General features: G+C 68.6%; 11 protein-coding genes and 1 other RNA gene. All 12 read right to left on the bottom strand.

What is annotated here, in order from left to right:
- The 12 genes from HZ992_RS03945 to HZ992_RS03890 all read right to left on the bottom strand — a co-directional run bounded on the left by HZ992_RS03945 (position 1) and on the right by HZ992_RS03890 (position 11,836).
- On the bottom strand, positions 1-1,479 hold the full coding sequence (locus tag HZ992_RS03945) for a UDP-N-acetylmuramoyl-L-alanyl-D-glutamate--2,6-diaminopimelate ligase (RefSeq protein ID WP_209385390.1): 1,479 nt from the start codon (positions 1,477-1,479) through the stop codon (positions 1-3).
- The gene (locus HZ992_RS03940) at positions 1,479-3,305 is read right to left on the bottom strand and encodes a peptidoglycan D,D-transpeptidase FtsI family protein (protein WP_209385389.1); all 1,827 of its coding nucleotides are present in this window, start codon (positions 3,303-3,305) and stop codon (positions 1,479-1,481) included. The genes HZ992_RS03945 and HZ992_RS03940 overlap by 1 nt, the downstream gene beginning before the upstream one ends.
- Positions 3,302-3,601 carry a cell division protein FtsL gene (gene ftsL / locus HZ992_RS03935; RefSeq protein ID WP_209385388.1) on the bottom strand — a complete coding sequence of 100 codons (300 nt, stop codon included), beginning with the start codon at positions 3,599-3,601 and terminating at the stop codon, positions 3,302-3,304. The genes HZ992_RS03940 and ftsL overlap by 4 nt, the downstream gene beginning before the upstream one ends.
- Positions 3,598-4,536, bottom strand: coding sequence for a 16S rRNA (cytosine(1402)-N(4))-methyltransferase RsmH (gene rsmH, locus HZ992_RS03930; protein WP_209385387.1), 939 nt, complete (start codon positions 4,534-4,536; stop codon positions 3,598-3,600). The genes ftsL and rsmH overlap by 4 nt, the downstream gene beginning before the upstream one ends.
- On the bottom strand, positions 4,536-4,976 hold the full coding sequence (locus HZ992_RS03925) for a division/cell wall cluster transcriptional repressor MraZ (protein WP_209385386.1): 441 nt from the start codon (positions 4,974-4,976) through the stop codon (positions 4,536-4,538). Before HZ992_RS03925 ends, rsmH begins: the two co-directional genes overlap by 1 nt.
- Positions 4,977-5,211: 235 nt before the next feature.
- Positions 5,212-6,777, bottom strand: coding sequence for a methyl-accepting chemotaxis protein (locus HZ992_RS03920; RefSeq protein ID WP_209385385.1), 1,566 nt, complete (start codon positions 6,775-6,777; stop codon positions 5,212-5,214).
- A gap of 130 nt (positions 6,778-6,907) precedes the next feature.
- On the bottom strand, positions 6,908-7,477 hold the full coding sequence (locus HZ992_RS03915) for an NnrU family protein (RefSeq protein WP_209385384.1): 570 nt from the start codon (positions 7,475-7,477) through the stop codon (positions 6,908-6,910).
- A 41-nt stretch (positions 7,478-7,518) separates the two neighbouring features.
- Positions 7,519-8,646, bottom strand: coding sequence for a carbonic anhydrase (locus HZ992_RS03910; protein WP_371816783.1), 1,128 nt, complete (start codon positions 8,644-8,646; stop codon positions 7,519-7,521).
- Positions 8,647-8,692: 46 nt separating this feature from the next.
- The gene (locus HZ992_RS03905; protein ID WP_209385383.1) at positions 8,693-9,898 is read right to left on the bottom strand and encodes a multidrug effflux MFS transporter; all 1,206 of its coding nucleotides are present in this window, start codon (positions 9,896-9,898) and stop codon (positions 8,693-8,695) included.
- Between the two features lie 16 nt (positions 9,899-9,914).
- An RNA gene (rnpB, locus tag HZ992_RS03900) (RNase P RNA component class A) lies at positions 9,915-10,258 on the bottom strand.
- Positions 10,259-10,268: 10 nt separating this feature from the next.
- Positions 10,269-10,991 (bottom strand): DUF3025 domain-containing protein, encoded by a 723-nt coding sequence (locus HZ992_RS03895; protein WP_209385382.1) that lies wholly within the window; start codon positions 10,989-10,991, stop codon positions 10,269-10,271.
- Positions 10,991-11,836 (bottom strand): NYN domain-containing protein, encoded by an 846-nt coding sequence (locus tag HZ992_RS03890; protein ID WP_209385381.1) that lies wholly within the window; start codon positions 11,834-11,836, stop codon positions 10,991-10,993. Before HZ992_RS03890 ends, HZ992_RS03895 begins: the two co-directional genes overlap by 1 nt.
- Position 11,837 lies beyond the last annotated feature (1 nt).

The following is an 11,837-nucleotide window of genomic DNA, read 5'->3' as shown; positions in this document are numbered from 1 at the left end:
TCATGCGCGCGCCTCCAGCGCGAATCGCGCTTCGTCGACGTCGGAGAACGGCAGCTTATTGCCGGCGATCTCCTGGTAGTCCTCATGGCCCTTGCCGGCGATCAGCACGACGTCGTTCGCACCGGCTTCACGCACTGCGTGGGCGATGGCCTTGCGGCGGTCCTCGATGACGTTCACGCGTTCCTGACTGCCCGCCAGGCCGGCCACGATCTGCAGCAGGATGAAGGCCGGCGGCTCGTGGCGCGGGTTGTCGCTGGTCAGCACCACGCGGTCGGCCAGGCGCTGCGCGATACCGCCCATCAGCGGGCGCTTGGCGGTGTCGCGGTTGCCGCCGCACCCGAACACGCACCACAGCCGGCCGCCACGCTGGGTGGCGAACGGACGCAGCGCTTCGAGCGCCTTCTCCAGCGCATCGGGCGAGTGGGCGTAGTCGACCACCACCTCCGGGCCCGGCCGCGTCGCCTCGACCCGCTGCATGCGCCCGGGCACCGGCGTGAGCACGGCGCAGGCCTGCGCGGCCTCGGCCAGCGGCACGCCGAGCGCGCGCAGGCCGCCGATCACCGCCAGCAGGTTGGACACGTTGTACTCGCCGATCAGCGTGCTGCGCACCGTGGCGCGCTGATCGCCCTCGATCACCTCGAATGCCAGCCCGCCGTCTCGGTAGGCGATGTCGCTGGCGCGCAGCCGCGCCGGCCCGCGCACCGAGTAGGTCCAGCAGTCGAGCCCGCGCAGGCGCTCGGCGAGTGCCGCGCCTTGGGGGTCGTCGACGTTGAGGATCGCCGCACGCAGGCCCGGCCAGTCGAACAATGCGCTCTTGGCCTCCCAGTACGACGCCATGCTGCCGTGGAAGTCGAGGTGGTCCTGCGTGAAGTTGGTGAACAGCGCGACTGCGATGCGCGTGCCCGCCAGGCGCTGCTCGACGATGCCGATCGACGAGGCCTCGATGGCGCAGGCCGCGAAACCTTCGTCGGCAAAGCGGCGCAGCGCCTGCTGCAGTGTCACCGGGTCGGGCGTGGTCAGGCCGGTCGATGCGACATTCGCTGAAGGCTCACCGATCCCCAGCGTGCCGATCACGCCGCAGCGCCGCCCGAGTTGGCTCAGCGCCTGCGCCGTCCACCAGGCGGTCGAGGTCTTTCCGTTGGTGCCGGTGGTCGCCACCACCTGCAGCAGTTCGCTGGGCCGGCCGTAGAAGCCGTCGGCGATCTCGCCTGTGCTCGACTTCAGGCCTGCCACTGCCGCCACCGGCGCGCCCTCGCCGAACTCGAAGGCTTCGACGCCGTCTGCCTCGACCAGGCAGGCCACCGCGCCCGCGGCCAGCGCCTGCCCGACGTACTGCCGTCCGTCCAGCGCGTGGCCGGGCCAGGCGATGAAGGCATCGCCGGGCTGCACACGCCGGCTGTCGACGGCAAGCGAGCGCACGCCGCGCTGCGCCAGCCAGTCGCTGGCCGCGCGGGCATCGCCCAGGCGTTGCAGCGCCATCAGTAGCTCTCCTCGACGACGGGGATGTCGCGCGCGACGATCTGCGTCTTCACGTCGAGATCCGGCGGCACGCCCATCGTGCGCAGCGTCTGCTGCACCACCTGGCTGAACACCGGTGCGGCCACGTCGCCGCCGAAGAACTTGCCGGCCTTGGGCTCGTCGATCATCACCGCGACGACGATGCGCGGCTTGTCGGCCGGCGCCATGCCGACGAACCAGCCGCGGTGGCGGTCGTTGGCGTAGCGGCGCTCCTTGTCGACCCACTTGCGCGAGGTGCCGGTCTTGCCGGCCACGGAGTAGCCCGGCACCGCCGCCTTCAGCGCCGTGCCGCCGGGCTGCGTCACCATCTCGAGCATGCGGCGCACTGCCTTGGCAGTCTGCGCAGAGACGACCTGCTGGCGCACCTGCGGCTCCAGCGGCGCGCCCTCCTCGGGCAGGGTCAGCGACAGCGGCACCATGTCGCCGTCGCGCGCGAACACGGTGTAGGCCTGCGCCAGCTGCATCAGCGAGACGGAGACGCCGTAGCCGAAGCCGATGGTCGCGTGGTCGATCGGCCGCCACGACTGATGGGCGCGCAGCTTGCCGGTGACGCGGCCGGGGAAGTCGATCTGCGGCTTCTGCCCGAAGCCCACGCGGGTGTACAGGTCCCAGATCTCGCGCGCGGGCATCTGCAGCGCGATCTTCGCGGTGCCCACGTTGCTCGACTTCTGCACCACCTGCTCGACGGTCATGGCCGGCATGGAGTGTTCGTCGGTGATCGGCAGGCCCGTCACGTAGAGCTTGCCTGGCGCCGTCTGGATCACGTCGGACGGGCGGAAGCGGCCAGACTCCAGCGCCAGCGCGGCAATGAAGGGCTTCATCGTCGAGCCCGGCTCGGCGGTGTCGACGAGCGCGAGGTTGCGTCGTGCCGAGGCCGCCGTGATGCCGCGCACGCCGGGCGTGAAGCTCGGGTAGTTGGCCATCGCCAGCACACCGCCGGTGGCCACGTCGAGCACCACCACGCTGCCGCTGGTGGCGCGGTGCTCGGCCACTGCGTCGCGCACGCGCTGGTAGGCGAAGAACTGGATCTTGGTGTCGATCGTCAGTCGCAGGTCGCGGCCATCCACCCGCGCGACGCTCTCGCCGATGTCCTCCACCACGCGGCCCAGCCGATCCTTGATGACGCGGCGGGTGCCGTCGGCGCCCGAGAGCTCGGCCTCGTGGGCGAACTCCACCCCCTCCTGGCCATGCTCGTCGGCGTTGGTCGAACCCACCACGTGCGCTGCGGCCTCGCCCTCGGGGTACTTGCGCTTGTACTCGCGCTCCTGATGGATGCCCTTGAGGCCCAGCGCCAGCACGTCCTTGGCGGTCTGTTCCTCGACCTGGCGGCGCAGCCAGACGAAGTTGGGGTTGTTGTCGAGCTTGTTGTCCAGTTCGGGCGGCGTCATGCCCAGCAACCTGGCGAGCTGGCGGCGCTGGGCGCGGTCGGCCTCGAAGTCCTTGGGCAGCACCCACAGTGACGGCGCAGGCACGCTGACGGCCAGGATCTGCCCGTTGCGGTCGAGGATGCGGCCCCGGCTGGCCAGCAGGTCGATCGTGCGCGCGAAGCGGATCTCCCCCTGCTTCTTGAAGAAGTCGCTGCCCAGCACCTGCACGTACAGCGCGCGGCCGAGCAGCACGACGAAGCTCAGGCCGACCAGCGCGACGACGAACTTCGATCGCCACGGCGGCGTCTTCGAGGCCAGCAGCGGGCTGCTCGAATAGGCCACGCTGCGCACGCTGGCCGCGCCGCTGCGCGAGCGTGCGCCACCGCGGCTGTCGCGACGGAAGAAGCGCCCGAAGTTCATCGCGCCGCCCCCGAAGCACTCGCCGAAGCGGCTCGCGCATAGGTCACGTACTGCGTGACGGCCGGCGTGGCATTGCGCATGGCCAGCTTGTCGCGCGCCAGTCGCTCCACCTTCAGCGGCGTCGACTGGCCCTGGCGCTCGGCCTTCAGGCGCTCGTACTCGGTGTCCAGAGCCCGTTCCTCGTTGCGCGCCTGGTCGAGCTCGGCGAACAGTCGACGCGAGTCGTAGGACACGCGCACCAGGTACACGCTGCTGGCCACCAGCATCACGAACAGCACGATGTTGAGCCTGTTCATGCCGGCACCTCGGTGCGCTCGGCCACGCGCATCACCGCCGAGCGCGCACGCGGGTTGGCACGCAGTTCCCCATAAGACGGCTTGATGCGGCCCAGCGCCTTCAGCCGGTGCGGCTGCTCGGGTGCGAACGGCGCACGCCGGTCGACCTCGCTGCGGCTTTCGCGTGCGATGAAGGTCTTCACGATGCGGTCTTCCAGCGAGTGAAAGCTGATCACGACCAGGCGTCCCGATGGATGGAGCAGTTCGACTCCCGACTTCAGGCCTTGTTCGAGCTCCTCAAGCTCGGCGTTGACGTGAATCCGAAGGCCTTGAAATGTGCGCGTTGCAGGGTCCTGGCCCGGTTCGCGGGTTTTGACCGCACGAGCCACGACTTCGGAAAGCTCCCCAGTGGTTCGAACAGGGTTCCCGCCTTCGCGCCGAGCAACAAGCGCCTTTGCAATCTGTACAGCAAACCGTTCTTCCCCATGGTCACGAATCACCTCTGCGATGTGGCGCTCGTCGGCGCGGGCCAGAAAGTCCGCTGCGCTCTCGCCGCGGGTCGGATCCATGCGCATGTCCAGCGGCGCTTCGAAGCGGAAGCTGAAACCTCGCGCGGGGTTGTCGATCTGCGGCGAGCTCACGCCCAGGTCGAGCAGCAGGCCGTCGATGCCCGTCACGCCGAGATCCGCCAGCGTCTGCGACATCGCGCCGAAGCGTGCGTGGTGGATCGAGAAGCGCGCATCCGAGATGCCCGAGCGGGCCGCGGCCACCGCCTCCGGGTCGCGGTCGAAGGCGATCAGCCGGCCGCTCGGCGACAGCCGCTCCAGCAACGCGCGCGAGTGCCCTCCGCGGCCGAAGGTGCCGTCCACGTACACACCGTCCGGCGTGGTCAGAAGCGCGTCGATCGCTTCGGCCAGCAGGACAGTGGTGTGTTGCCATTGACCGCCGCTGTCCATCAGAGGATAAAGTTGCGGATCGACTCAGGCATCGGCGACGCGGTGACCAGGGCTTCCTGGTCGAGGTAGCGCCGCTTGTCCCACAACTCCAGGCAACTGCCCATGCCCAGCATGATCACGTCGCGCGACAGGTCGGCGAACTCCCGCAGTTCCGGCGCGATCAGCATGCGCGACGAGCCGTCGATCTCGATCTCGGTCGCGTTGCCGATGAACAGGCGCCGCCAGCCGGCGGATTCCATCGGCAGGGCCGCCACGCGCGCGGCGAAGTCTTCCCACGCCGCCGGCGGAAACACCAGCAGGCAGCCATGCGGATGCTTGGTGACGGTGAGCTTGGACACACCCATGGTCCCCAGAACTTCGCGATGGCGCGCGGGCATGGCGACGCGCCCCTTGCTGTCCAGGGTCAGGTCCGCGGGGCCCTGAAAACCAATGTTCGCCACAAAAACCCACTAAAGTGCACTTTGCGCCACTTTAGCGGATGGCCTGTGACCGGGTCAACGAAGTTGTAAAGAAAAATCAGTGAAATCAATCACTTAGCGCCGTTTTTTGAGGCACCTTCGCGCAAGAACCCTTTCAAAAACAAGGACCTGCGCGAGGCACTGAAAGTGAACACTGAGGTTGGAGGCCAAACGAAAGGGCCGCCCGCAGGCGGCCCTCGTTTCAGGGGGGTGCTGTTCAGGCTGCGGCCAACTCCCCGGCCCGGAAGATCCGTACCGCCTCGGCCACCACCTCCGCCTGTCCGCTGAGCGAACTGGCCGCCGCGGAGAGCTGCTCGACCATCGCCGCGTTCTGCTGCGTCAAGGTATCGAGGTTGGCCACCGCGGCGTTGACCTCGATGACGCCCGTCGACTGCTGTTCCGACGCCATGCTGATGTCCGACACCAGTTGGGTGACTCGCTGCACGGCGTCCAGGGTCTGCTGGACCGTGGCCCCGGTGTCGCCGACGAGCTTGGTGCCTGCCTCGACCTTGTGCGCCGAGTCCTCGATCAGGCCCTTGATCTCGCGTGCGGCGCCGCTGGTGCGCTGGGCGAGCTGGCGCACTTCGGCAGCCACCACCGCGAAGCCGCGTCCGGCCTCGCCGGCCCGGGCCGCTTCCACGGCGGCATTGAGGGCGAGGATGTTGGTCTGGAACGAGATCCCGTCGATCACGCCGATGATCTCGACGATGCGCCCGGAAGACTGCTTGATCTCGTCCATGCGCCGCATCGCGTTACCGGCCGATTCACCGGTGCGACGTGCCACGTCGGTGGCCTGTTGCGCGAGGTCGGCCGCGGTGCGCGCGGCATCGGCGTTCTGACGGATCGTCGCGGTGATCTCCTCCAGCGCCGCCGCGGTCTGCTGCAGGTTGCTGGCCTGCGATTCGGTGCGCGAGCTCAGGTCGTGGTTGCCACTGGCGATCTCGTGCGAGGCGGTATGGATTCCCTCGACCTCGCGGCGCACGTCACCGACGATGGCCTGCAGGTTCACGTTGAGCTGCGCGAGGCCGCGCATCAGACGGCCCACCTCATCGAGCCGGCCCGCTTCAGCGGAAGGCGACAAGTCGCCTGCCGCCATGCGGTTGGCGGTTGCCGTGGCCTGCCGCAGCGGCGCGACGCACAGCGCGCTCAAGCCCAATCCGGCGGCGATCGCCGCGACCAGCCCGGCCGCCAGCACCGGCAGCGCCGCAGCACCAGCCATCACGGCTGCAGCAGACACGAGCAGCGGCGCCGCGCCCGCAGCCAGGCCGACGCGCGCGCCGAAGCCGGGCCGAAAGTGGCGATCTATCCAGCCCGCGGCGTTGCGCATCACCACTTCACCGCGATACAGGGTCGTGACGAGTCGCTGTGCCGAGGCTTCCTCGCGCATGCGGGCATACAGCGCCTCGGAGGCTTCGACCTCGGCGCGCGTCGGCTTGGTGCGCACCGACATGTAGCCAGCGACTCGGCCGTTCTCGATGACCGGTGTGACGTTCGCGCGCACCCAGTAGTGATCGCCGTTCTTGCGGCGGTTCTTGACCAATGCCGTCCAGGGCTGCCCGGCCTCCAGCGTGTCCCACATGTCGCGGAACGCCTCGGCCGGCATGTCGGGGTGGCGGATCAGGTTGTGAGGCTGGCCGAGCAGTTCGTCGCGCTCATACCCGCTGACGGCGATGAAGCCGGGATTGCAGTAGGTGATGCGGCTCTTCAGGTCGGTGGTCGATACCAGCGTCGAGCCGTCGTCGATGATGAATTCTCTCTGCGTGACGGTGCCAGTTCTTCTCACGGTACTTCCTCGAACGGCAGATGTGCCTGAGGAACATTTCGACCGGCAGTCGCTGCGCTTGAGCGCTGATTCGTTGGCACGGCCTTGAAGTTGCTTGCGGCCTGATGTGGGTCAAGCCGCGTCGGCGCAACTAGAACAATTTCACGCCAATCAGCCAGCCGTGCGCCCATGTCACGAACAGCGCGTACAGGCCCAGGCCGCCGACCAGCGCGATCACGTCGTTCAGCGGGCCGGCCGGCGCGCCGGGCACGGCACGCGCCACGCGACGCTTCATCGAGATGCGGTCGGCCACCGCCCAGGCGAGAAAACCGCCGAACAGCAGCACGTCGCCCAGGTTGCCGTTGGCCAGCAGGTGTGCCGTCGCCCACAGCTTGGTGGCCAGCAGCATCGGGTGCTTTGCCGCCGACTTGATGCGCCCGGGCAGGTAGGCGGCCAGCAGCAGCACGAACACCGGCAGCATCAGCAGCAGCGCGACATGGCGCAAGGCGGTGGGCGGCGTGTACAGCACCACCGGCGCCTGCCGCGCCAGGCCATAGCCGTAGATGATCAGCGCAAAGCCGACGATCGAAAGCAGCGAGTAGATCCCCTTCCAGGCGTTCTCGCCGCGCTGCGCCACCTGCGCGTCGCGCCAGGCCGGCGCGAAGATCGACACCGAATGCAGGCCGAGGAAGATCAGCAAGCCGAGGATCAGCAGGGTCATGTCGCGCATCCGGAAAGAGGGATGCGCGAGAGTCTAGACGCTCAGTTCGATTCCTTGATCAATCGCCCCGAAGCCGACTGGATCGGCCTGGCATTCATCGGGTACAGGCGCGAGAAGATCGCGATCTGCTCCTGCGAGATCGACACCGGCTGCTTCATCACCATCCACAGCACGCCCTCGCTGCACGGCGGCGTGGTCAGCGAACCCATGTAGGTGAAGTAGCTGCGCTCCGGCGGCAGCAGCGCGTTGAGGTCGAGCGAGCCCTTGGCCGGCACCTCGTCACCCTTCTCGAGCGGCAGGTTGTTCCAGACCGTCTGCACGATCGGCTGGGCACTGCCGCGGTCCAGCAGCACCGCGACGACGGCCAGGCGGCCCTCGGCATCTTTGTGCACGAGATGCGCCACCATGTCGAACTGCTTGCCGTCGATGCGCTCCTCGGAAGGCCGATGGAAGTGGAACTGCAGCAGGTCGTAGCGCCGGCCCATCACCTCGATCGAGTTGCCGGCGGCCACGTTGACCTGCACGGTGTGGCCGTTGTCGATGACACGAAAGCCGCTGGGCCGGTAGTCGAACTGCACCGGGTCGAGCTGCACCTTGATGCCCTCGCGGATGTCGATCGGGCTTTGCCGCGTGCCGGTGGAGCACTTGGCGAACTCGGGCTTCATGGCGCCCCAGCCGGACGGGCCGCCGGCGCCCTCGTAGCTCCAGTGCGCGGCGTGGCCGGCCGGCGCATCGTGCGACACGACGGCACGCGCCTTCGGCGCCGCGGGCCGGGCGGCATGGGCCGCAGCAGTTGCGGCAGCCGGCGCATGCTCGGGCTCGGCACTCGCCCGCGCGGCCACACGCACCACATTCGGGTTGCTCGGCGCCGCTTTGGTCGCGCCGAGCTTTTCGGCCAGGCGCTCACGCAGCTTGTCCATCGGGTCCTGCGGAGGCTCGGCGCGCGCGGCCGGCTTGGCGGGCTTGGTCTCGGCGGCCGATGCGGCCGGCGCTTCGGCCACGGCCTTCTTCGCCGCGGCCGGCTTGGCGTCGTGGCCGTGGCCGTCGGCGGGCAGAACGGGCAGGCTGGCGCCGGCGCAGAACAGCGCGGCGATCAGGTGCGGCAGGCGCGGGGTGCGGATCTTGGACATGACAACGGTCTCCTCGGGCGCCACGAAGGCGCGGGGCATCGTTGTCTTATCGGCCGCCGCAGCCGGCGCTTGAGAGAGGAGCCGCTCAGCTCACGTGCGGCTTGACCCAGATCCAGGCCACCACCCCGATGCTCATCATCAGCAGCGAGGCCACCGCCAGCGACACCGTGGAGTGCATCACCAGCGGCGCGATCACGCCGGCCACCAGGCCGTTGGCCAGGCTGCCCACGCAGGCCTGCAGCGAACTGGCCATGCCTCGCCGGTCGGGCGCGAGGTCGAGCACCATCAGCGTGACCACCGGCACCATCAGCGCCCAGCCGAAAGCGAAGATGGCGATCGGCCACAAGGCCCACCAGGCCTGGGGCTCGAAGAGCAGGTTGAGCGCCAGGTTGATCAGCGAGATCGCCACCATGATCACGAAGCCGTGGCGGATCTGGTGCTTGGGCTTGATGCGGCCGGCCAGCCGCCCCGACAGGAACGAGCCGGCCATGATGCCGGCGATGGTCAGCGTGAAGAACCAGAAGAACTGCGCCGGCCCGAGGTGCAGCAGCTCGCCGAGGAACACCGGCGCCGACAGCACGTAGAGGAACATGCCGTTGAAGGGGATACCGCTGGCCAGCGCGAGCATGAAGAAGCGCGGGTTCGAACTCAGCTGCCAGTAGCCGCGCAGCAGGTGGCGTGCGTTGAACGGCTGGCGCTGCGAATCGTGCAGCGTCTCGGGCAGCAGCTTCCAGTTGCCGATCCACAGCAGCACGCCCACGGCGGTGAGGAACCAGAAGATCGCATGCCAGTTGACGTGCACGAACAGGAAGCCGCCGACCATCGGCGCGACGGCTGGCGCCACGCCGAAGTAGATCGTCACTTGCGACATGACGCGCTGCGCGTCGGCGGGCGGGAACATGTCGCGGATCACCGCGCGCGACACCACGATGCCCGCGCCGGCCGACATGCCCTGCACCGCGCGCCAGAACACCAGCGTTCCAATATGCTCAGAAAGTGCGCAGCCGGCCGAGGCGACGGTAAAGGCGGCGATGCCCCACAGCACCACCGGCCGGCGCCCGAAGCTGTCGGACAACGCGCCGTGGAACAGGTTCATCACTGCGAAGCCGAACAGGTAGGCCGAGAGCGTCTGCTGCATCTCGGTGGGCGTGGCGCCGATCGACTGCGCGATGCCCGAGAAGGCCGGCAGGTAGGTGTCGATCGAGAACGGCCCGAGCATGCCCAGGCAGGCCAGCAGCAGGGCCAGCGCCCAGCGCGGGGCGCGCCAGAGGGTGTGCGCGTCGGGGTTCATGATCGGCTCGTGAAAAGTGTGAAGCGGGCCGATAGGCCGGATTCTGTGCGGCGGGATTCCCCTTGCGAGGCACCCCGCCGTGACCGCCATTCCTCTGGGCCGCGCATCACTGCGCGGCTCGGTGCCACCTACCCGCACACTCCTCGGGCCGAATCATCGTGTGCCTATTCGGTGTTGCTGCGCGTAGAGATTGCCCGTTTCACCCGATGCCCCTCTTGCGAAGAACACCGACTCGTCTCTGTTGCTCTGATCCTCGGCTCGCGCCGGACAGCCGTTAGCTGCTACGCCGCCCTGTGCAGTCCGGACCTTCCTCCCGTGCAACCTTTCGGATCCTGCACCGGCGGCGGTCTGGCCCGCTTCACAGAGTCGATTATCCCCGCGCGGGGCGGAACACGCCGGCGTCGTCGTAGAAGCCTGGGTTTTCGTTGGCCGGCCACCAGGTGGGCACGCCCAGCACGGGCAGCGGCAGGAAGGGTTTGACGGACCACGACGCCGCGGTGATGCCCGACGGCTCGCCCACGTCACCGCTCGACACCCACAGGTGCGCCGTGATGGCCGTGCGCGGCTGCACCAGCTTCTCCAGCAGGGCATGGCCAACGAGCGTCAGCCGCGGCTGCGACCACAACGCACGGTGGGTGACGAACAGTGCGTGCCAGTCGCGCCGCTGCAGCGCGTGCACCAACTCCGCGGGGGCTTGCCACCAGGCGCCGTTCTCGTCGAACAAGGTCAGCGCATCACGCAGCGGGCCGCGCGCGGGTGAAATGCCTTCGGCGGCGATCTGCGCGGCATGCAGTTCGTTCAGGCGCTGCTTGAGCGCCGGAAAGCGCAGCCATACCAGCCCGTTGAACAGGTCGTGCAGGTTGTCGCGGGTGGGCACGCGGCCGGTGCGGCGGATGAAGGCCTCGTAAGCCTCGTCTTCGGTGAGTTCGGCCTGCGGCACGAAGCGAACTGGGCCGCTGCCAAGGCTCAAGGCCTCGGCGACGCTGTCGCCCCGGTCCAGCCGCTTCATCACCGGCCCGGCGAGCGCCGCATACGGCGCCAGCCAGGGCGCACGCCAATCGATGGCGCGCCAACCCTCGCCGCCCCGAGTCATCAGGCGCGCGGCGCAGCCTTGGCTTGCCGCTTGTCGCGCAGCACGAACTGCGAGCCGCGGCGGTCCAGGTCGAACAGCTGGGTCGCATCGATCAGGTCGATCAGCTTGCGATAGCCGTAGTTGCGCGGGTCGAACGAAGCCTGGTTGCCGATCTGCTGGCCCACCGAGCCCAGCGGCGACCAGCCGTCCTCGCCCGCCGCCGACTCCACCGCATTGCGCAGCAGCGAGACGAGGCGCGCGTCCTGCTTGAGCGCCGCAGTGTCGAATCTCGAGGGCGAGGCGTCGAGCACGATGTCGACGGTCGCGGCTGGCGCCGGCTCGGCCTTCTTGCCATTGCGCGGCTTGCGGCCCGAGGCCGGCTTGGCCCGCGAGGTCTTCTCGGCCTCGTCCGCGGCCGCCTCGACGGCGCCACCGAGATGCTCGAGGAACAGGAAGCGCGAGCAGGCGTTGACGAAGGGCATCGGCGTCTTCTGCGCGCCGAAGCCGAACACCTGCGCGCCCTTGGCCCGCAGGTGCATCACCAGCGGCGTGAAGTCGCTGTCGGACGAGACGATGCCGAAGGCGTCGGGGCTGTCGCTGTAGAGCAGGTCCAGCGCATCGATCACGAGGCCCATGTCGGTGGCGTTCTTGCCCTTGGTGTAGTCGAACTGCTGGATCGGGCGGATGGCGTACTCGTGCAGCACGTTCTCCCAGCCTTTCAGCCCGTCCTTCTTCCAGTTGCCATAGGCACGGCGCACGTTGACGACGCCGAGCTTGGCCAGTTCGGCCAGGATCACGTCGATCTTGCTGGAGGGCGAGTTGTCGGCATCGATGAGCAGCGCGATGCGGGGTTGTTTTTCGATCATG

The organism is Rhizobacter sp. AJA081-3 (assembly GCF_017795745.1).
Classification (GTDB): domain Bacteria; phylum Pseudomonadota; class Gammaproteobacteria; order Burkholderiales; family Burkholderiaceae_C; genus Piscinibacter.
Note: the sequence above shows the minus strand (reverse complement) of the source record. Positions and strands in the feature narration are given on the sequence as shown.